Source organism: Bacillus sp. MRMR6, assembly GCF_001940785.1.
Classification (GTDB): Bacteria; Bacillota; Bacilli; order Bacillales; family Cytobacillaceae; genus Neobacillus.
In genome coordinates, this window is record NZ_MSLS01000036.1 from 13,285 (window position 1) to 37,366 (window position 24,082).

Annotated in this window: 24 protein-coding genes; all 24 read right to left on the minus strand. The window is 39.1% G+C overall.

All coding sequences use genetic code 11. From position 1 onward, the window contains the following. Positions 1-37: 37 nt before the first annotated feature. The gene (locus BTR25_RS22820; protein WP_075690296.1) at positions 38-1,039 is read right to left on the minus strand and encodes a protein kinase domain-containing protein; all 1,002 of its coding nucleotides are present in this window, start codon (positions 1,037-1,039) and stop codon (positions 38-40) included. Continuing rightward, positions 1,008-1,745, minus strand: a complete 738-nt coding sequence (locus BTR25_RS22825; protein WP_075690297.1) for a VWA domain-containing protein — start codon at positions 1,743-1,745, stop codon at positions 1,008-1,010. The genes BTR25_RS22820 and BTR25_RS22825 overlap by 32 nt, the downstream gene beginning before the upstream one ends. A gap of 93 nt (positions 1,746-1,838) precedes the next feature. Beyond that, positions 1,839-4,313 (minus strand): stage II sporulation protein E, encoded by a 2,475-nt coding sequence (gene spoIIE, locus BTR25_RS22830; protein ID WP_075690298.1) that lies wholly within the window; start codon positions 4,311-4,313, stop codon positions 1,839-1,841. Positions 4,314-4,696: 383 nt separating this feature from the next. Continuing rightward, on the minus strand, positions 4,697-5,146 hold the full coding sequence (locus BTR25_RS22835) for a S1 domain-containing RNA-binding protein (RefSeq protein ID WP_075690299.1): 450 nt from the start codon (positions 5,144-5,146) through the stop codon (positions 4,697-4,699). 108 nt (positions 5,147-5,254) lie between these two features. Beyond that, positions 5,255-5,623, minus strand: a complete 369-nt coding sequence (locus BTR25_RS22840) for an FtsB family cell division protein (RefSeq protein ID WP_075690300.1) — start codon at positions 5,621-5,623, stop codon at positions 5,255-5,257. Positions 5,624-5,635: 12 nt separating this feature from the next. Then, the gene (gene yabQ / locus BTR25_RS22845; protein ID WP_075690301.1) at positions 5,636-6,268 is read right to left on the minus strand and encodes a spore cortex biosynthesis protein YabQ; all 633 of its coding nucleotides are present in this window, start codon (positions 6,266-6,268) and stop codon (positions 5,636-5,638) included. Continuing rightward, entirely contained in the window at positions 6,265-6,567 is a 303-nt protein-coding gene (yabP, locus tag BTR25_RS22850; protein WP_075690302.1) for a sporulation protein YabP, read from the minus strand. Before yabP ends, yabQ begins: the two co-directional genes overlap by 4 nt. Positions 6,568-6,660: 93 nt before the next feature. After that, positions 6,661-6,930 carry an RNA-binding S4 domain-containing protein gene (locus BTR25_RS22855; protein ID WP_075690303.1) on the minus strand — a complete coding sequence of 90 codons (270 nt, stop codon included), beginning with the start codon at positions 6,928-6,930 and terminating at the stop codon, positions 6,661-6,663. A gap of 16 nt (positions 6,931-6,946) precedes the next feature. Continuing rightward, a complete protein-coding gene (gene yabN / locus BTR25_RS22860; protein ID WP_075690304.1) occupies positions 6,947-8,413 on the minus strand; it encodes a bifunctional methyltransferase/pyrophosphohydrolase YabN in 1,467 nt (488 codons plus the stop codon). 4 nt (positions 8,414-8,417) lie between these two features. Next, positions 8,418-10,040, minus strand: coding sequence for a putative polysaccharide biosynthesis protein (locus BTR25_RS22865; RefSeq protein ID WP_075690305.1), 1,623 nt, complete (start codon positions 10,038-10,040; stop codon positions 8,418-8,420). 123 nt (positions 10,041-10,163) lie between these two features. Next, positions 10,164-10,700, minus strand: a complete 537-nt coding sequence (gene spoVT, locus BTR25_RS22870) for a stage V sporulation protein T (protein WP_075690306.1) — start codon at positions 10,698-10,700, stop codon at positions 10,164-10,166. 531 nt (positions 10,701-11,231) lie between these two features. Then, a complete protein-coding gene (gene mfd, locus BTR25_RS22875) occupies positions 11,232-14,768 on the minus strand; it encodes a transcription-repair coupling factor (protein ID WP_075690307.1) in 3,537 nt (1,178 codons plus the stop codon). Between the two features lie 145 nt (positions 14,769-14,913). After that, positions 14,914-15,144, minus strand: a complete 231-nt coding sequence (gene fin, locus BTR25_RS22880; RefSeq protein ID WP_075690308.1) for an anti-sigma-F factor Fin — start codon at positions 15,142-15,144, stop codon at positions 14,914-14,916. A gap of 130 nt (positions 15,145-15,274) precedes the next feature. Further along, a complete protein-coding gene (gene pth, locus BTR25_RS22885; RefSeq protein WP_075690333.1) occupies positions 15,275-15,835 on the minus strand; it encodes an aminoacyl-tRNA hydrolase in 561 nt (186 codons plus the stop codon). Positions 15,836-15,966: 131 nt separating this feature from the next. Next, a complete protein-coding gene (locus BTR25_RS22890) occupies positions 15,967-16,602 on the minus strand; it encodes a 50S ribosomal protein L25/general stress protein Ctc (RefSeq protein WP_075690309.1) in 636 nt (211 codons plus the stop codon). Positions 16,603-16,747: 145 nt separating this feature from the next. Further along, a complete protein-coding gene (locus tag BTR25_RS22895; RefSeq protein ID WP_075690310.1) occupies positions 16,748-17,704 on the minus strand; it encodes a ribose-phosphate diphosphokinase in 957 nt (318 codons plus the stop codon). A 23-nt stretch (positions 17,705-17,727) separates the two neighbouring features. Continuing rightward, the gene (gene glmU / locus BTR25_RS22900; protein ID WP_075690311.1) at positions 17,728-19,101 is read right to left on the minus strand and encodes a bifunctional UDP-N-acetylglucosamine diphosphorylase/glucosamine-1-phosphate N-acetyltransferase GlmU; all 1,374 of its coding nucleotides are present in this window, start codon (positions 19,099-19,101) and stop codon (positions 17,728-17,730) included. A gap of 199 nt (positions 19,102-19,300) precedes the next feature. Further along, positions 19,301-19,591 carry a septation regulator SpoVG gene (spoVG, locus tag BTR25_RS22905; RefSeq protein ID WP_015591897.1) on the minus strand — a complete coding sequence of 97 codons (291 nt, stop codon included), beginning with the start codon at positions 19,589-19,591 and terminating at the stop codon, positions 19,301-19,303. Between the two features lie 161 nt (positions 19,592-19,752). Continuing rightward, complete coding sequence (gene ridA, locus BTR25_RS22910) at positions 19,753-20,127, minus strand: 2-iminobutanoate/2-iminopropanoate deaminase (protein ID WP_075690312.1); 375 nt, start codon at positions 20,125-20,127, stop codon at positions 19,753-19,755. 13 nt (positions 20,128-20,140) lie between these two features. Further along, positions 20,141-20,959 carry a pur operon repressor gene (gene purR / locus BTR25_RS22915; RefSeq protein ID WP_075690313.1) on the minus strand — a complete coding sequence of 273 codons (819 nt, stop codon included), beginning with the start codon at positions 20,957-20,959 and terminating at the stop codon, positions 20,141-20,143. Between the two features lie 54 nt (positions 20,960-21,013). Further along, on the minus strand, positions 21,014-21,883 hold the full coding sequence (gene ispE / locus BTR25_RS22920) for a 4-(cytidine 5'-diphospho)-2-C-methyl-D-erythritol kinase (RefSeq protein ID WP_075690314.1): 870 nt from the start codon (positions 21,881-21,883) through the stop codon (positions 21,014-21,016). Positions 21,884-22,157: 274 nt separating this feature from the next. Then, a complete protein-coding gene (locus BTR25_RS22925; protein WP_075690315.1) occupies positions 22,158-22,343 on the minus strand; it encodes a small, acid-soluble spore protein, alpha/beta type in 186 nt (61 codons plus the stop codon). A gap of 375 nt (positions 22,344-22,718) precedes the next feature. Continuing rightward, positions 22,719-22,982, minus strand: coding sequence for a biofilm formation stimulator Veg (veg, locus tag BTR25_RS22930; protein WP_045515579.1), 264 nt, complete (start codon positions 22,980-22,982; stop codon positions 22,719-22,721). A gap of 210 nt (positions 22,983-23,192) precedes the next feature. After that, positions 23,193-24,071 carry a sporulation peptidase YabG gene (yabG, locus tag BTR25_RS22935; protein ID WP_075690316.1) on the minus strand — a complete coding sequence of 293 codons (879 nt, stop codon included), beginning with the start codon at positions 24,069-24,071 and terminating at the stop codon, positions 23,193-23,195. Positions 24,072-24,082: the final 11 nt, after the last annotated feature.

Consider the following 24,082-nt stretch of genomic DNA (forward strand, 5'->3'; position numbering starts at 1 on the left):
TCCGTTAATACGGATTTAAAAGAGTAAGGTTTCAAAATTAAAGTAACTTTTGAAAAATATAAAGGATGTAGAATGAAGCAATGGCTGTTGCAATCACCATGGTTTCAATCCAACGGCTCTTTTTCTTTTTCTTCCGGTAGCCCTGCCTCGTCTTTGGCTGAGTTCCTTGTTGTACGACTTTTTGTACACTCTTTTGTGTCCGCTGTACTTGTGTTTGAACAGATTCTGTATTGTTTTTAACCTTTGTCATCGATAAAATGTCTGCCCTCATTTGCAGTGCATTCACGTATTGTCCTTGTAATGACTTTACAATGACCTTTTCGAAAGGTATTAAATCCTTCTCTTTCCTGATTGCCTCTCTTAGCTGAGTAATTCCCCCTGTACTCCTATTGAAACGTTTAGGATAGAAAGTATTAATGATGATCATACCCACGGCAAACAAGTCATAGGCAGGATCTGCCTTTCTCGTACCCAATCCCCAGTATCCACGGTCATAGAATTCTGTGAATTCCTTTATGGCTCTACCACTAAGTGTGGTTCCCCCCACGTCAATGCATCGGATTCTTGGAGTAGGACCTGTGACAATTAGGTTTTCAGGTTTTAAGTCGCCAAACACCCAGCCATTTTCATGAAGTTTATTAAGATCATTTAGCAGCTGCAGGACAAGGATTGGCATCCACGATTTATCCCTTTGCCCAATAAAGGTTAAAAAGTCCGGCCCTTGAATATATTCCATAATGTAAAAAGAAATCTGACCTTGATTGCTCATCCAATCATCTACATCAAGCAAAGAAGGTCCGAGGGCTGACCCTTGGACCTTTGCAAACGATTTTAAAACATTTACTTCAGAGGTAATTGACATCCCATTGTCACTCATCTTTAAAGCTACTTGAGCGTTTTTATACTTCGCAAGATAGACGATTCCGTTTGCTCCATATCCCAGTTCCTTCAGGATCGTGTATTGATTTAAATGCCATTTTCCTTTTATAACAGTGCCAGGGCGAACTTTACATCGATTCTTCAAGGAATGATTCATCATCACGGGATATGAGGCTCCTTAGTGAACGTTTTTGGTCAAATGAGGCCAATGCTGCCCTAATTGCAGGGCCAGTTGGAGTAATTCCTCCTGTAGTCAGCTTCGAAAAAACACTTGTCAAAGATTGTAGATTTGGTGTCCAATCTAAAATATTTTCGACATCTTTCTTTTTCCCGGGAAATACAAAAACAGAGAATTGATTTTCTCCGGAACGAGCGTTCAGGCTTAGGGAAAGGTCAAGCAACGCCTCTTTAACAGTTGGCAGCTTGTGTTTCATACTCGCACTTGTATCGACAAGAATCAACACTTCTAATTCGACAGTTTCCCCTAATTCATCAACAACCTCCATAACCTCGCCTCTTTTTTCCGGGGGAAGGTCTTCAATGGATTGGGATCGCCCGAGGATTTGTTGAAGCTCCCGATTGACTACTCCCTGGATCGTTTGGGTCATAGCTTTACGTGTAACCATTTGCACTGTCTGTGAAAGCTGCTGGGCGTAAACAATTTGACTAACTCCACCACCAGACATCGCCATACCCTCAATTTCCTTCAATCCCTTTTCATCAATAACATCCTGTTCCATTACACCAATTACATTAACAGTAATTCCTTGTTCCTTTGCTAGTGCAGCCATTGCAATTGGGTCTTCTCCCTGATTTGAACAGCCATCAGTAATTAGTAAGATTTGACGAATCTTCCCAGTGTACATACCATTCTCCCTCCACAACACGTAGTATCACCATTTTCGACCGTGTCGGAGGGTTTTATACATATTTTAATAGTGTCTGGGTAAAATAGCTGTTTATGCCCAGCGTTTATGATTTTGCACTGGTATGCTCGCCCATTTAGGGGTGTTATGCTTTATTTGAGCAACAGCAATGGTCATATCGTCTCCTATACTCCCATCACGAGTTCGAATGACCTCTTCTAGAATCAAGTCCGCTATTTCCTGCGGATTGTCTGTCTGAAGCTCTTGAATCTTTCGTTTCATCCATACATCGTAGTTTTCTACATGCTTAGGCCCCTCAAATACACCATCGCTCATCATGATGAGCAAATCTCCTGCTTTTAGCTGTTCGCTGACAACATCTACTTCAACTTCTTCGAGAATACCGATCGGCAGGTTACTCGCTTGTATCTTAATCACTTTATTTCCCCGTTTAATAAAGCTTGGTGTTGAGCCAATCTTCAGAAACTTCGCGTTAGCATTTTGCAGGTCAATCATAACCAAGTCTAAAGTTGAAAAAATTTCATCAGTGGTGCGCAGGGATAAAATGGAGTTCACCGACTTAATCGCAACCTTCTCTTCAATTCCTGATTGGAGTATCTTTTTTAATAACTGCAGTGTTTCTTTACTTTCGTAATGTGCTCTTTCTCCATTTCCCATTCCGTCGCTGATTGCGAGTGCAAATTTCCCAAATCCAAGCTCTATCGTCGAGTAACTGTCCCCCGAAACGAAGCCTCCGTCCATAGCAGCATGGGCAACTCCTGTTTCAACCATAAATGCTTTGGAAGATCTAAATATGGCATGGCATAAGCTATTTGGGTATGTGGCACATTCTTCTGAACTAACCACGATTGTTTCTCCAAGAATGTCCGACAGCATCGGGGCAATGAGTTTTTCACATTCCCCATGACCATTACAAAATGGGATACTCATCTCGATGTCTACATTTCCTTGTTCCAAGCTATAGATTTCAACATGTTCAATATGAATACCAAAGGCTTGAATGGCCTCCATAATTTGTTCTTCCTGTTTGTGGTGATTCTCCCTTTCACGCTGTATCTCCTTGGCAAAATTGTCCATTACCTCCGATACACCCTGCAATTGATCGGCAACTAGTTTTCTACTTTCCTTTACCTGCTTTTTTAGCTTTTGATTAGCTTGGAAGAAAGTTAACTCTTGCCCAATTGCTTCGTATACTCTTTTAGATCGGGTGCAGTGCTTTTCCCAATCTCGTGATAATTTCTGGGGTACCACTCCATCATTCTGGTCCATTTCGTGAATAATCTCTTCAAGATATACATAGGTTGTATTAAAATTCTTAACCCAGCATTGATCCTTCTTGAAGCATGTTTGGCAGGTTTTTTCCGTCACATTGCTCATGAAGTAATCCATTTCACGTTCGTTTTCCTCTGCCCCAGGCTGAACCTCCATTTGTGAGAAACTTTTTGAAAGTGCATGGAACACATTTGAAAATTGGGCTACACGTTGGGCTGTTACATCTCTCATTTTTCGCATATATTTCTGCTGCTCTGTCGTGTATTCCGAGGTACCGGGAATATATTTAGCTAGTTTAGAGGTAAAGGCTTGGGGTGTTAAAAGGAAAAGGAAAATTGCTGCCGCCGATTCTAATAGGCTATTCGTTAATGGTCCTCCCTCAGAACCGTACATACCAATTAACAGCGTTGAGATAAATAGACCGATTGCGACCCCTATTTTCTTTCCTTCTTTTAATAAGCCGCCCAAGACACCTGAAAAGGCTAGTAAACTCATATGATAAAAGCTAGAAACACTTGCAAGGCTAAAGATTAATCCAGTTACAACCCCCACTGTTGAACCGACCGTAGCGCCTGCAATAAATGCAAATATTAGTACGAGGTATCTAGACATAATATGTTCCACGGACAAATCATAGACTTGCCACCCAATAGTCCCGGTCATAATGGAGGCGAGCATAATAATTAAGCAAACAATTTCCTCTGTTTTTAACAGCTGCCTTCTTTTATTTAAAATTAACAATGGTATACTCTGCAGAAAAATAAGGGTCAAAATAAAAGCTAGGCTTGCCTGAACTCCGACCATCATAGCATCGTATAGTGTTAATTGTGTTGATATAATAAAGGCCTCTGTTAGTTTGCCAACACCTACAATACCTGCTACATAAAAGGGAACGGCTCTCATTTCATTTTTCAGCCATTTTTCACTGATTCGATAGCTGATTAAGAAAAGAATAGAGACAGCAAAGGTAAATGCTGCATTTTTCAAGGATATGGTTGCCGCTCCAGCAATAAGCCCTACTAGAGCAAGTGGTGACCGATCTCGTTTTATTAAATAGACAGCTGCAAAAAATGGCAGACTAAAGGGAGTTAGCTTTGATAGTATTAAAGCTCTGCCTAATAAGAAACCTACCAATAATAATAGATATCCTTTTTTAATAAAGAAGGTTTCGATTTTTAATTGGATTTTCTTCAAGACGCTTTCAAAGTCCCACCTAGATGGCTGGAAACTAGTTTCTCCGACCGGTTCTATTAAACTCCGCTCCATCTTCTCCATAAATCACACTCCCTATTATTTTCTCGTTGAATTCTATTATAAATTTGATAGAGTTAGAAGTTTGTCAAAATAGTGAATGAATTAAATAATTCGTTCGACGGTTTTCACTATAATCAACCAAATAATATTATCTAACCACATATATTGTGGAAAAACGCTTATACCGTTATGTTAAGACTTCCAATGTTGTGTATAGATTTTTGAGAAATCTGCTCCCTTTCCGCGGTCTCACCTGTCTCGTCCTTCCCGCAGGAGTCTCGCAGATTTCGCAAACATCTATTCTTGTATCATTTATTTTCAACAATGCTGAGGAATAACAAAAAAGACAAGTCGTTTTGACTTGTCTTTAGTAATGGAAGTCTTTTTAATTGTCCAGCAGCAAGTTATCCTTTTTTAGCTCCTCGGCCGCCACGCTTAGATTCTGTTTGGCGTTTTAATGAAGTTAGTCGGTCCTCACTATCCTTTAGGAACTTCGCCATTTTCGACTCAAATGTTTCTACTTTAGGGGCGTTACGGTCATTTGGTCTTCCTGGACGAGGACGTTGTGAATGTGAGTTTGAATTTGAGTTAGAATGGGATCTTGGTGGTGGTGCTGGTCTATCCTTGGCCTTTTTAATTGACAGCCCAATTTTCCCATCCTTTTCAACATTGAGGACTTTTACCTCTACTTGGTCGCCAACTTTAAGATGATCATTAATATCTTTTACATAATTGTCAGCAACCTCACTGATGTGTACGAGTCCTGTTGAGCCATCCGGCAGCTCCACAAATGCTCCAAAATTTGTTATCCCTGTTACCTTCCCTTGTAACTTGCTGCCTACTTCGATTGACATAAAAAGAATGTTCCTCCTTAAGAATATAAAAAATCATACTTATCTTATATTATACAGAATGGTAAAAATCAGTGTCAATAAGACTAGCAATTAGTCCTTTTTCCTTAATTAATCAGGAATACTGAAGATAATTTCATTCTTGTCTGAGAAGAAATATTCCTTTCTAGCCAGCTTAGCCATATAATCATCATCATTTAGTTTCACGATATCTTCTTTGAGGATCTCTTGTTTTTTCTTCAATTGAGCTAGCTCTTGGGTGAGCTGTTTTTTCTGAGCAAGCTTTGCCTCTAAATTCGAAGTCTGGGAAATAAATCCAGAAATAACGAAATAGGAAATCACGACGGAGAATACTAAAAACAAGGACATTCTTCGAATAAGAAGTTTCTTTTTCCTCGCAGATGCAATTTCAGCATATTCTTGTTGATGAACATAGGTTGTCTGAAGCTTTGCTACACTTTTTTCTCTTACTGAACTCATTTCCCAACCTCCTTATTCTTTTTTCTTTTTCCACTTATCCAGCCACTGTATCATATAATTCTTTATTACCAAGAAATTTCCTGCCGTTTTATTATATAACTTCTCGACGTTTTTTTTAATACCTTTCGGCAAAAGTTTCCATAGAATTAACACAATTTTTTCAAGAGGTATGATAATTCCTTTCAATAAAACCAGCAGAACTTTATAAACAAACTTAACAAGGGTAAAAATCGCCTTGCCAATTAAAACAATAATAGAAATGACCAAGCCAATTAACCCAATGATTGGTTTATAGACAAGGAGTAAAAAAGTTCTTCTTAAAAACCTATAGATGGAGATAGCCGTATTAATTAAAGTTTCAAGTAATTCGAGATAGAAGCCTTTAAATAAGCTTTGATAGGCAGCGAATCCACATAGCAATGCTATGAAAATATAAAAACGAAGCTCTCCATTATTGACCAGGAATAATATATAAAAGATGAGTAAAGCCTGAACAGTCCAAAACAGCAAATCATTGAAGAATACGATCCATGATTTTCGATTTGGCCGATTTAAAAATCGCTGATAGGTATCAAGCATGACACCAAACATCGAGCCCATACCAATCATGGAAAGCATGGTTAAAAATTGAGTCGAGAGTGTCATCGGAACAACTTACTAAAGAAGCCTTTAGTTTTCTCCCCATGCTGCTCATCTAGGTATACTAAATCAAATATTTTCCCCTTAATAGAAACAATTCCTTTTTCTACATCTAAATTCTTCATTTGCAAATTTTGTCCCTTAATCGCTAAGAAGCCCATTGATGTTTCCAATAAGAATTCTTCATTATCAAAGCTTTCTACTTGTTTAACACCTGTGATGTCGAGTAGCTTTCTTCCCCTCATAATCACATCATGATCGGGTATTGTGCTTTTCGCTGGGCTATTTTCGTAAAATTGGCTCATCCTTCATCCCTCACAATCATTTGTACAACCTTTTGTACATTTGTATGTGAGTTCGATATGGTTTAGAACACACTTTACTATTACCGTAGTTGATTAAAATTCAGATGTACTGACTCTTTCCTCTTTAACAATCGTATACATTTCGGCAGCTGCTTCTTTGCGGGATGTATCCTGAATAAGGTCAACTCTTGCTGTAACAACTCTTTGACCAAGGCGGATGGTAATCTCGTCTCCTACTTTTACGGTGGTACTTGCCTTTGCCTCTTTTCCATTAATTAAAATCCGACCTTGATCTGATACTTCCTTTGCCATTGTTCTTCTCTTAATTAGCCTGGACACCTTTAAAAATTTATCTAAACGCATGTAAATCACCCTCCATTTAAAGTCCTTTTATCTTTGCTTCATCCCAGAATAAATCGAGCTCCTCTAGTGTATGCTGCTCGAAAGACTTTCCGCTTTCCCTTACCCTAGCTTCAATATATTGAAACCGGCGGATAAACTTTTCATTTGTCGCTAGTAAAGCTTCCTCAGGATGGATTTTTAAAAATCTCGCCACATTAACAAATGCAAATAATAAATCGCCGAATTCTTCTTTTGCTAGCTGCATACCCTCTAGGTTTTCGGTTAATTCATCTTCAAACTCCTGGAGCTCTTCTTTCACTTTCTCGATTGCAGGTTTAATTTCCTGCCAATCAAAACCAACCTTTGCGGCTTTCTTCTGAATTTCATAAGCTCTAATTAAATTAGGTAGCGATTTAGGTACACCAGCCAAGCGCGAAGTCTCTTTCACACCCTTTTCCTGTTCTTTTATTTCCTGCCAATTGCGAACAACAGTGTCTGCATCCTCTGCTTTTCTATCTCCAAACACATGTGGATGCCTGCGAATCATTTTTTCAGTTAGAACCCCTATTACATCATCAATAGAAAAATATCCATCGTCTTCCCCAATTTGCGCATGGAGCATCACTTGAAGCAGAACATCACCAAGTTCCTCTATTAGGTTATCTATGTCTCCGCTGTTGATTGCTTCAATAACTTCATATGTTTCTTCGATTAAATATCTTTTTAATGATTCATGTGTCTGTTCCTTATCCCAAGGACAGCCATTTGGACCTCTGAGTACCGCAATAATTTCCTTTAGCTTAGAAAACTCTCGGACCAGCAGCTTTTCTTCTTTTACAGGCGGGACATATACCGAGGTAAGATTGCTCAGAATCACTTCTCGGTCAAGCTCATAAAGAGGAACCTTTATAATTGACTCAGAGCTGCTTCCTGCAGCTGTTACAATAATCACCTCATAGTCATCAGGCAAACGCTCCATTAAGGTAAGCTTTACATTAGAAGCTACATACTGGTCATATACTTGACCAATGATAATATGCTGCTTGATTTCGATTTCGCTTGATGATAGAGCAGTTCCATCTAACAACTGGAAGCCTTCAATTGGATCTATCTTCAACGCTTGGAAAAGAGAGTCAATAAAGCTTTGTCCGCCGCCAATGATAATTTCAACCCGACTGGCCGCGCTATATTCAAGAAGTAATTGTACTGTTCGTTCAGCTACTAGCGGGTGACCTGGTACAGCATATAGAACGTCTCCCGTTTGTGATTTCTCTAGTAAAGTCTGGACAATTTCTTCATACACCTGTTCAAACTGGTCATGCTTTTCGTAAATTGAATCAAAGCTGGTGAAGTTAAAGCCTTCTTGATCTAATTCAGTAACAACCGGATGCTGTTTTGTCCGTAGATAAACATGAGCGGATTGTGTCAACTTTCTATATACACCTAACGGAAGTTGTTCTAAGTCTCCCGCACCTAAACCAAGGATTTCAATTTTGTTTCCCATTCTATTAACTCCTTTTCATCTTAGGTAAAAAAAGGCTAAGTTTGCTGCCAAACGGAAATAACGCTAATTCTTTTTCGTGAAAAACACCGCCTCTAATCACAATCAAAAAATATAAGCATCCTCCCAAAACGACTCCGCTAAGTGCCTGTGCAGCAGCGGTAATGCGCTCAAAACCTATCGGAACTTCAATTTGAGCTATCAAGTATAAATACCCCTTTAAAAAGATGACCATCATGCCCCCCGCTAATAAAATTGTTTTTATAAACGGGAATGGTACTAGCGGAATAGTCAGCACCCTCTTAAATTTACGATATAACAGAGCACATACAATAAATAAGGTAATGAGTGTTGCATAAGCGGCTCCCATTGTACTAAATCCTGGGACTAAGATAGCATTAAGAACATATTTGATTGGAAATGCTATTGCGACCGCAATACTTGGAAAAATCAGTACACCCATTCCCTGTAAAATAGCATTAATCGTCATAATTATGCTGGTAAATAAGATTACGAAACTAAGAATTCCTAGGACAGGAGAACCTAAATTATTTTCAAATAACATAATATTCGTCGGTTCTATGATTGTCGATAATCCTGCCGATGCACCGATTCCAACAACAATGCTTATTCTGAGTGCCAATTGAACTTTATCATGTAAAAACCTTAAGTCCCTTTTCATTCTTACACTAGTAATCAATGGTACGAGTGATAAGGACATAGCTGTTGCAACAACGATTCCAAGCTGAATTAACGGCTGTCCTCGGTCAAAAATCCCCTTCAGCCCTTTGGCGGTTTGGATTTCTATACCACTGTTCACAAGGAGTGCATAAAGATTTAATGAATCAGCTAATTGGATAAATATCATTAGCATCCCGCTAATACAAATCGTTAAGCCTTGAAAGGTCAAAGCGATAAAGATTGCTTTGAATTCTTTAGTGTAATCCAGTAGAAGCCCCTTTCTCGGTGCCACTACCTTCCATTGTTTACGAACTCGAAGGAACATAAACAGAATTAACACTGAAACAATACTACCAGTGACCGAGCCAAACATAGCCCCTCCTCCAATCAGATAGAGGGAATACCCTCCCTTTGAGAGTACATAGGCCAAAAAGAGAATCGTGAAGGTCCGGGTGAGCTGCTCACCTACCTGTGATATGGCGGTTGGTACCATATCTCCATTTCCTTGAAAAAAACCTCTTAATATAGATACAATCGGGAATAACAAAAAGACAAGCGAGACTACTCGAAGGAGAATGGCCAATTGGGAGTCATTCATCCAAGAAGCAATATATTCTGAGCCAAAGTATAGGATTAAAAAACAAATAAAACCAAATAATTGCAGGATTCCATAGGATGCCAGCAAGAGGAACTTTATCTTCTCACGGTCACCTCTTTCCTTTAATTCCGTATAAAGCTTCGAAATAACTACAGGAAATCCAGTGGTAGCCAGCACAATGGCAAGGCCGTAAAATGGATAGATCTGCTGATATATGTAAAAGCCGACATCCCCGACAATGTTTTGAAATGGGATTCGATAAACTGCACTTAAGATTTTTGTGACCAGTGCTGCAAGAGCTAAAATAAAAGCCCCCCTAAAAAGTGCTTTCGATTGATTTACGGGCTTCATCACTTTCTCCTTTAAAACAGTAAACTTTATTAGATTTGTATTATAGCACAGGAACAACTCTGCATACTGAAAAAAGACAGCATAAGCTGTCTTTTAAGGAAAATGCTGTATTAAAAATCAAGTTTATGACTCCATTTGACGTGCAAGGAATCCAGCTGCTGTTTCAACAGCTTTTTTCTCCACTTCACCAAGGGTTCCTTCTTTTGAATAAATGATAACAGCACCAATTGGATCTCCATTTGCGATAATAGGTCCAATGGTATAGGATGAAATGGCTTCATCATTACCATCTGCTAATGCAATATCACCCTGTTGATTCACGAGAACTGTGTTACGGTCCTCCATCGTCTTTTCAACCATATCACTAATATTTTTATTCAAATAATCTTTCTTTGAGCTCCCAGCTAACGCTATGTACGTATCGCGGTCACAAATCAAAATAGGATTACCGAGGCTGTCAAATAGGGCTTCTGCATACTCTTTGGCAAAATCGCTTAACTCGCTGATTGGAGAATACTTCTTTAAAATCACTTCTCCGTCTCTGTCTACAAAGATCTCTAACGGATCACCCTCACGGATACGCAGTGTTCTGCGTATTTCTTTGGGAATGACAACACGACCCAAATCATCGATTCGACGAACTATTCCAGTTGCTTTCATCCAATGTTGCCTCACTTTCATCTGATGATTTATTTTAACTTGGTAATGACATAGTATTAAAGGTAGCTGTCTAGCTTCAGCGCCTAGTGGCTCGGGTCATAAGCCAATCCGTCATGAAGGCTAAAAAGCAACCATCTCGCCAGCTCGTCTTATGCCTGTCGCCCCTGATTGAGGCGCTTCCGCTTTTCTATTCATCACCAACTTTGAACTTAGTATCTTTCATCTAGAAAGTTCTATTCACATTCAGCGTTTTTTTTCAAATTTGTGAAATATATCCCATCAGAGTATAAAGTGAAACTTTCATAAGTGGGGATTTTTCCCACTTATGGTTAGTTGAACTTATCGGGCTTTTACGGGCAGTTATCCCCACCTAGGATTCCCTTGTTTTCACTCATAACCTTGAGGTGGGGGCTTACTGCCCGTTAATGCGGGATAAAAATGAGACAACACTATTTTTATAGGTTGAATTAATATTTTGTGCTGATTTGCGCTCCAGGTGCTTCGCTTTCCGGTAGTGGTAAAACAGGACTTTTATACTGGGTTTTCTTGGCCTTTTTTAGTTGCTTGCAGGCCTTTTATCATTTCAAAGGCTACATTCAGCCAATATGCTGTTTCTGTGCCTTTTATTTGTAGGACCATTTTAAACTTTTGGCCTTCCATCCCTAGACCAATCATTCTTCCAAACTGGCTGCTAAGTGCAAAGATCTTTTGACCATCAATATGAGTGCTAGCCCGTTCGTTTGTTAAAATCGTTACTTCCTGCTTCGACTGTTTAATCGATTCGACACCAGCAAGGAGTGCAAAAACCTTCATTTCAGCAATTTGAAACAGATACGCAACTTCCTCAGGATATTCCCCAAATCGGTCGAGCATTTCTTCCTGAAGCTCGGCAATATCCTCAAGCGCCTGTGCCCCTCTAAACCGCTTATACATTTCAATCTTCTGGTGCCCGTCTTTAATATAGGTATCTGGGATATAAGCATCAATTTCAAGATCAATTTCTACTGAGTTCTTGTCTTCTGCCCTTAAATCTCCCCTTCTTTCCTCAATCGCTTCTTTTAACATTTGCGAATACAAGTCAAAACCAACTGAATCAATAAATCCATGCTGTTGGGCTCCGAGCAGATTTCCTGCACCTCGAATCGATAAGTCCCTCATAGCTATTTTAAACCCAGAGCCTAACTCCGTAAATTCTTTGATAGCTTGCAGTCTTTTTTCCGCAACCTCTGTCAAAACCTTGTCCTTACGGTGGGTAAAATAGGCATAGGCAACACGATTAGACCTTCCAACTCTCCCACGAAGCTGATAAAGCTGAGAAAGCCCCATCTTGTCAGCATCAAAGACAATCAAAGTATTAACGTTAGGGATATCTACCCCTGTTTCAATAATGGTCGTGCTGACTAGGACATCAAATTCTCCAGCTAAAAAGCTTAGCATAACAGATTCAAGTTCATTCTCCGACATCTGCCCATGTGCAAAAGTAACACGTGCATCAGGAACAAGCATGGAAATTTCTTCTGCTTTTCGTTCAATATCTTCTACTCTGTTATATAAAAAGTAGACTTGTCCCGCGCGTGCCAGTTCCCTTTCAATTGCCTCTCTGACAAGCGCTCCGTTGTATTCCATCACATACGTTTGAACAGGAAAGCGATTCTCTGGCGGTGTTTCGATTACGGATAAATCGCGTACACCCAGCATCGACATGTGAAGAGTCCTTGGTATCGGTGTTGCTGTCAATGTCAGAACATCGATATTTGTTTTTAATTTCTTGATCTTTTCTTTATGGGTAACACCAAACCGCTGCTCTTCATCGATAATTAATAAACCTAAATCGCGGTATACAATATCCTTTGAGAGGATCCGGTGTGTTCCAATCACCACATCTACTGTTCCCGCCTTTAAACCTTTAATCGTTTCGGTTTGCTGTTTTTTCGAGCGAAACCTGCTTAATATACCTATATTAATAGGATATTCTTGAAATCTTTCCCTCATGGTTTCAAAATGCTGCTGAGCTAGTATGGTAGTTGGTACGAGAAGTGCTACTTGCTTACCATCAGCAATTGACTTGAAAGCTGCACGAATGGCAACCTCCGTTTTTCCATAGCCTACATCCCCACAAAGAAGACGATCCATTGGACGTGCTCTTTCCATATCTTTCTTAATTTCATGGATGGAGCGCAGCTGGTCTTCTGTTTCCTGATAAGCAAAAGCAGTTTCAAATTCGCGCTGCATATCTCCATCTGGAGAAAAGGCATAACCAACAGCGGCTTCTCGTTCAGCATATAACTTAATGAGATCATCGGCGATATCCTGAACAGAAGATTGGACCTTTTTCTTAACCTTTTTCCAATCGGTTCCGCCTAGTTTATATATTTTTGGCTCCTTACCTTCTGAGCCAACATATTTTTGAACAAGGTCAATTTGCTCAACGGGAACATAAAGCTTATCAGACCCTTGATAGCGAATATGGAGATAATCCTTGTGAATTCCATTAATTACAAGAGTTTCTATCCCAATATACTTACCTATACCATGATTAACATGGACAACATAATCACCAATCTTCAGCTCAGAATAGCTCTTAATTCTTTCAGCATTAGATAGTTTTTGTCTATTTTTAGATGACTTTTTTACACGTTTGTTAAAGAGCTCCTCTTCGGTAATAACCGCTATTTTTTGAATAGAAAGTTCAAACCCTGTCTGCAAGTTTCCTTTCATAATCTGTACCCTGCCAGGCAATAACTGCTGACCCTCCTGCAGCACGGAAGCTTCTACGTCATAATCCTCTAAAACTCGTTCTAATTTCTTAACTCTATCTTCATCAGGTCCTAAAAATAAAATACTATAATTTCCTTTTTTCCATCTGTCTATTTCTGCCTTAAGCAAGTGCATTTGTCCATGAAAATTCTGCATTTGTTTACAAGAGATATTAACAATGTTCTGCGGACTTGTATTGGCTACATGACGAAGAAATAAACTCATATAAATGACTGGAAAAACACTTCTTTGCAGCAATACCGTCAAATCATGAGATATTGTTAAATCGTGAATAATTTGCCCTTCACCAAGTAAAGCTGTATACCATTCAGCCTCTTCCTTGACAAGGGAGTCATTCATTTCCTGAACACGACTTATTTCATCGATAAATACCAGCCCGTTATCAGGTAGATAATCTAGTAAACTAGTAGCCCCCTCATAGGCTAACGATAGATATTTAAAAATTTGCTCTGGTTTTTGATGATTTTTTAATTGTTCTAATTCATAGCTAATATTTTGTGAAAGCTGCATTTTTGCCTTGTCAACTTTTAATTTCCTTAAACTCTTTGCTAACCCAGCCTCCAACTTTGTAACTAACCGGCTGTAGTCCGCTTCTTCTAACAAAATTTCAGTCGCCGGCCCTATGGAAACCTCCATGACCTTTTCCTTTGATCTTTGGTCTTCAAGCGAGAAAAACCGGATTGAATCCACCTCAGTATCAAACAGTTCAATTCGGATGGGATTAAGCTCTGTCAGAGGATAAACATCTATAATTCCACCTCTAATACTAAACTCACCTGGCGTTGAGACCATGTCAGCCCGGATATACCCCATCTTTACAAAGTCAGCCAATAGCTCGTTGACTTCTAAATCATCCCCAAGTTTGATCGAGAGTTGATGGCGTTTCCATAGTGATTTAGGTGGAATAACTTTTCTTAAACCAGCAATAGGCACGATCACAATACCGCGACCATGCTTGCTCAAATGATTTAACGTTTCTATTCTCTGTGCTTTTAACTCCGGGCTGGCGATACTCATCTCAGCCGCAATTAATTCATTTGTTGGAAAAAGAAAAACATCGTTCTCACTTAGTAGATTAACAATATCATCATATAGTTTTTGTGCTTGCAGCAGATTATGTGTAACTAGCAGAATCGGCCTTTTCATTTGCTCGTACATGGCAGCAGCGAGGACCGTTCTTGATGAACCTGATATCCCAGCAATAAGCTGTTCCTTCAGACCCTCTTTCACTCCAGAAATAATCGAATGAATATCCTCCTGCTGAAGAAACAATGTTTTTAAACCATTCAAGAATTTTCCTCCTCTCCGTTGGAAAAGCAGAAGCACCCTGACTGAGAGTGGCAGCCTCAGGTACTTCAGCTAGACTTATATATGAATTACCACTTAGTGTTTAAAAGTAAATAGAAAAATGCTTTGGATGGCATTCCAAAGCTAATTAATGGATCAAAAAGTCGTATTGATGAAAGTCAGGATTTCGCTCTAGAGCCTCTTGACAGTCTTCGCATATAGCAGATATCAATATATTACCCGACTCATCATAAGCGACCATTTCCTGCCTCTCTTCATTCGTTAATTTATGAAGACCGAGTGTTTCACTTTGAATATATGACTGCTCAATGGAGCCGATTTGGGTCCCACAATGACGACAATGATAATGGATGGCCACGCCTGTCCCTCCTAATATACTATTCATCATTAGTATTAACGATTAGGGACAAACTTATACAGGAGCATTGTATCACTCTACTTAGGGACTGTTCCTATTGTATGAAGCAAAGGTTTTCCTCATGAACAAATTACTGATTATATTCATTCATTACCTGTAAAAAAGGCTTATCCAGCCAAGCTTCACAGGCATCAGCACTCTTCTTTACCGCTTCCATCGTTAGTCCCTTTTCTTCCTCATGAAAATGCCCAAGCACATAGTCTGTTACCTTCATTCCAGTCTTTGGCCGATCCACTCCAATTCGGATTCTGTTGAACTCTTGGGTGCCCAAATGTTGTATGGTCGATTTAATCCCATTATGTCCGCCAGCACTCCCTTTTTGCCTTAGTCTAATTTTACCAACAGGCAAATCGAGATCATCATAAATGACAACAATGTCGCAAACATCTATTTGGTAGAAATCAATTACGGCTCTAATGGATTCACCAGACAAATTCATATATGTAAGTGGTTTTAATAAGACTACCTTTTCTCCGTTATAAAAGCCAATGCCATATAGTCCTTTGAATTTAGAATGGTTCAGCGGTATAGAGAATTTACGAGCCAGCTCTTCAATTACATCAAATCCTATATTGTGTCTCGTATTTTCATATTGTTTTCCAGGGTTACCTAACCCAACGATTAATTTCATACTCCCCATATCTTTTGACTCAAACCACCTTTTAAAAATTTCTCGTAACATCGCTCTTCTCCCATTATAGTCTCTTTATCGTCAAAAAGGTAATCATAAAAGACGTAACCTTAATCAGGTTACGTCTAAACTTATTCACCAATTGGTTCTGTTTCTCTTCCCTCTTCATTGTCAGGATGCCCTGGTTCCTGTTCCTCTCCTGCATTAATTTCCTCTTCTACCTTAGGCGGAAGAATGGATGCAATGACCTCATCAGCTTCATGGTTTATGGTAAATGAACCTTGATAAAGTAAATCCGCAATCGTTAAGGTTTCCCCTACCTGCAGATTTGTAACATCCATCTCGATTTGCTGAGGGATTTCACTAGGTGTTGCTGTAATGGATAGCTCATGAACAGGCTGTTGCAGAACCCCTCCATCTTTCACACCTGCTGCTTCACCAGTAAGAGCAAGTCTTGCAGAAACAGTGATTTTAGAAGATTTATCTACGGCTAGGAAATCAGCATGAATAATCTCCTTTTTGATAAAATCCTCTTGGTAATCTGATAGTATGACATCTTGGGAAGCACCATCAATATTAAGAGAAATAACACCATTTCTTCCCACAGACCGAATCGTTTTCAGCAAATCGGCTGAACTAACCATAACTGGTTTACTAGCAACCTTTTTTCCGTAGATAACTGCAGGGATATTTCCTGCACTTCTAATTTTTCTTAGTGAAGAATACTGCAAATCAGTCCGTTCTTTTGCCTCTAATATAGTACTCATAAGTCAAGTCACCTTCCTGTATGAAAATCAAAAACATCTCTATATAAAAAATGCCCCAAAACAGGAAGGTCTAAACATTTTTTATTCTGTAAATAATAGCAGGATCTGATTCATATCAGATCCTCTTCTCTACTAATTGGTTGTATTAATCAAACAGGGTACTCACTGACTGTTCTTCATGGACACGGATAATTGCTTCACCCATTAATGGAGCCACAGAAAGATTTATAATCTTATCAATCTTTTTCTCTTCAGGAAGAGCAATCGAGTTCGTGACAACGAGTTCTTTTATTTTTGAGTTTTGAATGCGATCGATTGCAGGACCGGACAGTACTGGATGTGTACAGCAAGCATAAACTTCTGAAGCACCATTTTCAATAAGTGCATTAGCAGCAAGTGTAATGGTTCCAGCTGTATCAATAATATCATCAATTAAGATCGCAACTTTCCCTTCAATATTTCCAACAATATTCATGACTTCAGCAACATTCGGTCTGGGACGGCGTTTGTCAATGATGGCAATGGGCGCTTTCAGACGTTCAGCCATTTTTCTAGCTCTTGTTACACCGCCATGGTCGGGAGAAACAATAACAATATCGCCATTAAATTCTTTTGTTTTAAAATAATCTGAAAGAATTGGTACACCCATAAGATGATCAGTTGGAATTTCAAAGAAACCTTGAATTTGTGGAGCATGCAAGTCCAAGCAAATGATGCGGGTAGCACCAGCTGTTTCAAGCAGGTTGGCTACAAGTTTTGCCGTAATCGGCTCCCTTGCTCTCGCTTTACGATCCTGTCGAGCATAGCCATAATACGGCATAACAATATTAATAGTTTTTGCAGATGCTCTTTTTAATGCATCGATCATGATTAGGACTTCCATAATATTTTCATTAACAGGTGAACTAGTCGACTGGATGACATAGACATCACAGCCACGGATACTTTCTTCAATGTTAATTTGGATTTCCCCATCACTAAATCTGGTTACAGAGGTCTTTCCTAATTCCACTCCGATTACCTTAGCAATTTCTTGTGAGAGCGGTAAATTTGAATTTAAACTGAATACCTTTAAGTTAGGATCTAAATATTGATTTGACATTGTTAGCCTCCCGAATCAATCGCTTATTTTTTTAGATTAAGCTTATCAACGTAATTTTCCTTATTCACCTGCTGCGCACGTGCAATCGACAAGGCTTGACCAGGAACATTCTTCGTAATAGTGGAACCCGCAGCCACATAAGCACCTTTTCCAACTGTAACAGGGGCGACTAGGTTAGAATTGCATCCAATAAATACATCGTCTTCTATTTTAGTTAAGTATTTGTTTTTACCATCATAATTAACAGTGATTGATCCACAACCAATATTTACATTGCTTCCTACTTCCGCATCACCAATATAACTTAAGTGAGATGCCTTGCTGCCATGACCAAAAACAGCCTTTTTAATTTCTACAAAGTTTCCAATTTTCACTTCATCGCTAATAGCCGAATCAGGTCGAATATGAGCGAATGGGCCAATATTAACTCGGCTTCCAATCTTACTGTAATGGGCAACAGATTGACGAATGACGGTTTCTTCCCCAATCTCACATGTATCAATCTCAGAGTTTGGTCCAATCTGACATTCAGTTCCAATGACCGTATTTCCAATAATAGATGTACCTGGAAGAAGAACTGTGTCCTGACCAATTACTACATCTGTTTCGATGTATGTATTAGCCGGATCAATAATCGTGACTCCATTCCGCATATGAAATTCATTTGTACGATTTCGCATAATCCGTTCAGCCTCTGCCAAGGCAACTCGGTCATTTACGCCTAAAGTTTCTTCAAATTCATTTGTTTGGAAGGCTGTAACGATTTCGCCCTGGTTTTTAAGAATTTCAATTACATCAGGTAAGTAATATTCCCCTTGTACATTTTCATTTGAAACATTTTTCAATGCCTCAAATAACGCTGCATTATCAAAGCAGTATGTACCTGTATTGATTTCATTTATTTCTCGCTCTGCTTCTGTTGCATCTTTATGTTCTACGATCTTTTCGACAAGACCCATGCCATTCCGTATAATACGGCCATATCCTGTCGGTTCTTTAATCAACGCCGTCAGAATGGTTGCTTTTGCACCTAACTCCTCATGATGTTTGAATAGCGATAGCATCGTCTCTGCCTTGATTAGAGGTGTATCACCACAAACTACAATGGTTACACCGTCTTTACCAGCCAGCATTTCTTGTGCCTGCATTACGGCGTGTGCAGTCCCAAGCTGCTGCTCCTGGAGTGCGTATCTACTTTGCTTCCCTAATTGCGCTTTTACCTTTTCGGCTCCATGCCCAATAATTGTCACTATTTCTTGTATATCAAGCTTCATTATTTGATCAACAACATGCTGAACCATTGGTTTACCGCAAACAGGGTGCAATACCTTATAAAGCTTTGACTTCATACGAGTCCCTTGGCCGGCGGCTAAAATTACAGCATAACGATTAGACATGTACAGGCCTCCAATTTTACCTTTTTATCCATTAAAAATATTAACGTAAATAGCCTATCATTTCAAGGAGAGAGAGTGAGTTGATTAAATTTGTATTATTTAAAAAAATAATTTGAAGGATTTTTAGGGAAGATAAAACGAGGAAATAGAATAAAAAAGAGCGCTACTTATGTAGTAGGCTCTAGTTGCTGTGATGGTATTAGGAAGCTCCTGCTTCTTCAAATTCAACTTCTAACTCACCCAAGCGATGATATTCAACTAAAACAGCCTCTTGGATTTTCCCACGTGTTCCTGAGTTAATTGGATGTGCAATATCACGAAACTCTCCATCTGGAGTACGTTTACTTGGCATTGCAACAAATAAACCGTTGTTGCCATCGATGACGCGGATATCATGAACGACAAATTCATTGTCTAATGTGATTGATGCAATCGCTCTCATTCTTCCATCCGTATTAACGCGGCGTAATCTTACGTCAGTTACTTCCATGTTTGTTCACACCCTTTTCTCAATGTTAAAAGCTATTTAATAAATTCAACAGAATTTCAAATAATCCTTCTTAATTTTTAAAATATTTAAGAAAAATAGGGCGATTTAGTGAACATTTGTAGATTTTAGACATTAAGCTACAATAAAAATGATTATTTTGTTTATTTAATGAGTGCTACTACTTCAATTTCTACCAAAGCATCTTTAGGTAATCTTGCCACCTCAACACATGAACGTGCAGGTTTATGGTTTGAGAAATACTCTCCATATACCTCGTTTACAAGTGAAAATTCATCCATATTCTTTATAAATACTGTTGCCTTTACAACTGTCTCTAAGGAAGCACCTGCAGCAGCAAGGACCGCTTTTAAATTGCTAAATACTTGATGGGTCTGCTCTTTAACATCACCTTCTAACATGACTCCCTCTGGTGTTAATGGAATCTGTCCTGAGCTGTAAAACATATTATTTACAATAATTCCTTGCGAATAAGGTCCAATTGCTGCTGGAGCTTGCTTTGTTTCTACTACTTTCATAACCATACCTCCATCATTTGTTAAAGTAATTTCCCTCTTTTACATTTATCGTTTTCTCTTTCACATCAACATTTTCTAGCTTTACAAGCGATATATACTCATCAATCAAGCGTTCTTCTATTTCCTCTGCTTCGACGAGAACAGCAATGCCAGCAACCTGAGCTTGAAACTCTTCAAGCAAACTAATCATACCAATAACCGTTCCGCCAGCCTTCATAAAGTCATCTACAATTAAAACCTTTGACCCTTGAGGAATACTCCTTTTTGAAAGCACCATTGTTTGGATTCTCTTTGCTGAGCCCGACACATAATTGATACTAACAGTCGGTCCTTCTGTTACCTTGCTGTCTCTTCTAACAATCACGACAGGAGTATTCAACTGACTCGCGACGGCATATGCAAGCGGAATACCCTTAGTAGCTACTGTCATTACGACGTCAATTTTCACATTTGCGTATGCTGAAGCAATGATTTTCCCGGCCTTTTGGACGATTGTAGGATTGCCCAATATGTCTGTCAGGTATAAATACCCACCAGGTAAAAGCCTATCGGGTTTAGCGATTAAATTGCATAATTCGTTTACAAAAGGTTTTGCTTCTTCATTACTCACATTAACAAAAAACTTAACTCCACCAGCAGCCCCAGGTACAGTTTGAAGTGTCCCGACTCCCCTTTGTTCAAAGGTTTCTTTAATAATGCCCAAGTCCTCACTAATAGAGGACTTTGCTGAAGAGTAACGTTCAGCGAAAAATGTCAGTGGCACTAGGTGACGTGGATGGTCTAGTAAATAATTCGTCATATCAATCAATCGTTCACTCCGACGAAACTTCATAACAAACCCCCAAAGACGAATATTCTATTTTTAGAATATCATTATTGTACGTTTTTAATCAAGAGTATGACGTTCACCTAACAATCTTACTGCAAATACTTGGTCGCAAAATCCCCTAAGTCCATTATAGATTCGATGCATCCTCGAATCATGCTGGACAATGGCAAATACAGTTGGTCCGCTGCCGCTCATTAATACAGCATCTGCACCAAAACGTCTCATTTGTTCTTTTATTTGGGCTACTTCTGGATGAAGGTTTAAGGTGACCTCTTCTAGAACATTCCCTACATTCCCACATACCCGCTGATAATCATTTTCCTTAATCGCCTTAATCATCTCACTGGTATTTGGATGCTTTATTCCATTTACGTCAAGCCGGCGATAGACATCTGCTGTCGAAACGCCGATAAACGGTTTTGCAAGGATTACCCAGCAGGTTGGCGGTGCAGGCAGTCTTCTAATGATTTCGCCTCTCCCTTGGGCCAACGCTGTTCCCCCATAGACACAAAATGATACATCTGAACCAATCTCAGATCCCAGGTCCGCTAATTCATCCAAGGTTAAGCCGAGATCCCATAGTTTATTTAAACCTCTCAAGGTTGCAGCCGCATCACTGCTACCTCCTGCCAACCCAGCAGCGACAGGGATAGATTTCTCAATTGTTATTTCAACGCCCTTTTTAACATTAAACCGATGCTTTAACAATTGTGCTGCTTGATAAGCTAAGTTCCTTTGGTCATCAGGAACATATCGATTATGAGAAAGGATATGTATTTTATCTTGATTCAATAAAGATAATTCAATCCGATCAGCCAAATCAATTGTTGTCATAATCATTTCAACTTCATGAAAACCATCAGGACGCTTGTACAGTACATCCAAAGATAGATTAATTTTGGCCGGTGCTTTAACTAAAAGCTTCACTACGCCCACCTACTTATTAAAATTCCAGCTGTAACGCCCTTCTAAGACGTTAACGCTTTTCTGTATTCCGAAATCCACATTTTGTCCTATTTTACCACAAAAAGATAAAAGTAAGACGTAACAATATGACAATCCTAACAAATAATAAATTTTATCCTTCATTTTCGACAAAAAACAGCAAAAACATAAGAAATAAAAAAGTCAGGGGATATTCCCCTGACTTTTACCGTGGTGACAGTAGTATTTATCTTACTTCAGGTTAACGTGAATGCTCCTAGGATTTTGTCCCTCTACTCATTAGCTGTTGCTCTGCAAGTTCAATGGCTCTTTTTACCATGTTTCCCGCATCTTTAGCACGAATGCCGCCCCAGCCTTCTTTTTGGACGACATCATAAAAGCCTAGTTCTTTTGCTAATTCCTCTTTAAAGTGATCAGACATGACACCTCTTCTTCTGCCCATCTAAACACCCCTTTTTTGTCCAGCTTCAGCGCCTAGGGGCTCGGGTCATAAGCCAATCCCTCAAGAAGGTTAAAAAGCAACCTTCTCGCCGGCTCGGGCTTATGCCGGTCGCCCCTAACCAAGGCGCTTCCGCTTTTCTTTTTATCACACACGGTACAATTAGTATAAGAAGAATAACGAATTTCATGAAATCTTAATAATTCCAGTAATTATTTAGCAGTGATTTGCGAAATCCACTCCCTTTCTGCGGGCGTTCCGGGGAGTCTCGTTGATTTAGTAAGTATCGTTTAGAATCAACATTTACCTTTAACAAACCTATTTTTAAAAAGGCAAAAAGCAGTAAACCTAGGTTTACTGCTTACTAAACGTATAATACTAGCTTAGAGCTATATTTCCTGCTGCATCTTCATAGAAGGTGATTTGAACGGTTTCAGTTAATACATCTGCATAACTGTAGGAAACACGTTCGAAAGCATTTTCTTCTTGGTCTAACTCAATTACAAATACTGAAGGATACGTTTCCGCTAATACGCCGGAACGTTCGATTGTCTTTCTTCGACCTCCGTTTGCCTTAAGCAACAATCTTTTCCCTAAATTTGAATCAAGAGCCTTTTTAATATCGGCTAAGGTTTTTGGCATTCGGTCCACCTCACTGTGTAAAGTATATCACACTGACATAGTACTGTCAAATAAAAACATAAAATTATATCAGTCCGACAAAAAGATTGTCAATATATTTCCTTCTACTTTTTCTTCTAAATTTCAACAATCCTATTTTTACCTTAACTAGGTACGAATATGTGTAGTTAGCAAAAAAAATAAGCCCCAACTAGCACAAAAGGCTTATGGTTAATCATCCTGAACGGGGTTGAAAGGCATACCGGTTCTTAAAACTCCTTTTGTTTCGATGCCTCCTAGTCCTTTTTCCCCAGTTAATGTGTTTCGTAAAACATCCCAAACATTGACTCGTTCCACGAATGGGGTAAAGCTTACTTTTGCGACAATGTAGACAGGGTCTAAAGCATGTATATTGATTCTTGAAGGGGAACTAGCAAAATTAGCACCTGCATATATGAGCGATTCAAAATGAGATTGGCAGGCTCCTGCAAAGATGACGAGCTGGTCTAAATGGGGTATTTTTCTTCTAGCCTCTCTTACAGTTTGAACAAAGTGCTTTGAGTGCCTATAAGCATTAATGTCTGCCATTTTTCCTTTTGCCTTTGAATAGGCATCATGACCGGTGATCACTAAGATATCTGGCCGAAATCGATCAATCAATTTCCCAATTTGGTTAGGCATCTCCTTTTCATTACAGTGAATACCTGTAACAGGAACACCAATTTTCTCGTATAAGGTCATACATTTTTCTAGATAAGCTGCATCACCATCTAGATGCAGAACCTTCCCCGGAATTTGAAAATAGTTGGATGGTTTCACGTAGCCGCCAGTAGCCTCATATTCTTGTCGTTGCTTTATTAAATCTATATCCTGTGCAAACAGCCTGTAAGACTGTTCCTCTAGTGTTCTATATTCTTCGGTAATTTTGGACCTTTGATTTTGGTTGATTACCACTAAATCATCATACAGAGCATCAGCTACTAAGCGGATATCTGCACCATAAAGGACCACAAGCTTCTGGCCATTCATTTCTTGTATATCGATAACGCGGAATAGAATATCACATTTATATTTTCGTCTTCCGACAAGATCCATCAGTTTTATATCCACTTCCGTCACTC

Excerpts from the sequence above, each read along its gene's own strand:
- BTR25_RS22820 (WP_075690296.1), bottom strand. The coding sequence starts at position 1,039 with ATGATGAATCATTCCTTGAAGAATCGATGTAAAGTTCGCCCTGGCACT.
- BTR25_RS22825 (WP_075690297.1), bottom strand. The coding sequence starts at position 1,745 with ATGTACACTGGGAAGATTCGTCAAATCTTACTAATTACTGATGGCTGT.
- spoIIE (WP_075690298.1), bottom strand. The coding sequence starts at position 4,313 with ATGGAGAAGATGGAGCGGAGTTTAATAGAACCGGTCGGAGAAACTAGT.
- BTR25_RS22835 (WP_075690299.1), bottom strand. The coding sequence starts at position 5,146 with ATGTCAATCGAAGTAGGCAGCAAGTTACAAGGGAAGGTAACAGGGATA.
- BTR25_RS22840 (WP_075690300.1), bottom strand. The coding sequence starts at position 5,623 with ATGAGTTCAGTAAGAGAAAAAAGTGTAGCAAAGCTTCAGACAACCTAT.
- yabQ (WP_075690301.1), bottom strand. The coding sequence starts at position 6,268 with ATGACACTCTCGACTCAATTTTTAACCATGCTTTCCATGATTGGTATG.
- yabP (WP_075690302.1), bottom strand. The coding sequence starts at position 6,567 with ATGAGCCAATTTTACGAAAATAGCCCAGCGAAAAGCACAATACCCGAT.
- BTR25_RS22855 (WP_075690303.1), bottom strand. The coding sequence starts at position 6,930 with ATGCGTTTAGATAAATTTTTAAAGGTGTCCAGGCTAATTAAGAGAAGA.
- yabN (WP_075690304.1), bottom strand. The coding sequence starts at position 8,413 with ATGGGAAACAAAATTGAAATCCTTGGTTTAGGTGCGGGAGACTTAGAA.
- BTR25_RS22865 (WP_075690305.1), bottom strand. The coding sequence starts at position 10,040 with ATGAAGCCCGTAAATCAATCGAAAGCACTTTTTAGGGGGGCTTTTATT.
- spoVT (WP_075690306.1), bottom strand. The coding sequence starts at position 10,700 with ATGAAAGCAACTGGAATAGTTCGTCGAATCGATGATTTGGGTCGTGTT.
- pth (WP_075690333.1), bottom strand. The coding sequence starts at position 15,835 with ATGAAATTAATCGTTGGGTTAGGTAACCCTGGAAAACAATATGAAAAT.
- BTR25_RS22890 (WP_075690309.1), bottom strand. The coding sequence starts at position 16,602 with ATGAGTACTATATTAGAGGCAAAAGAACGGACTGATTTGCAGTATTCT.
- BTR25_RS22895 (WP_075690310.1), bottom strand. The coding sequence starts at position 17,704 with ATGTCAAATCAATATTTAGATCCTAACTTAAAGGTATTCAGTTTAAAT.
- glmU (WP_075690311.1), bottom strand. The coding sequence starts at position 19,101 with ATGTCTAATCGTTATGCTGTAATTTTAGCCGCCGGCCAAGGGACTCGT.
- spoVG (WP_015591897.1), bottom strand. The coding sequence starts at position 19,591 with ATGGAAGTAACTGACGTAAGATTACGCCGCGTTAATACGGATGGAAGA.
- ridA (WP_075690312.1), bottom strand. The coding sequence starts at position 20,127 with ATGAAAGTAGTAGAAACAAAGCAAGCTCCAGCAGCAATTGGACCTTAT.
- purR (WP_075690313.1), bottom strand. The coding sequence starts at position 20,959 with ATGAAGTTTCGTCGGAGTGAACGATTGATTGATATGACGAATTATTTA.
- BTR25_RS22925 (WP_075690315.1), bottom strand. The coding sequence starts at position 22,343 with ATGGGCAGAAGAAGAGGTGTCATGTCTGATCACTTTAAAGAGGAATTA.
- veg (WP_045515579.1), bottom strand. The coding sequence starts at position 22,982 with ATGCCAAAAACCTTAGCCGATATTAAAAAGGCTCTTGATTCAAATTTA.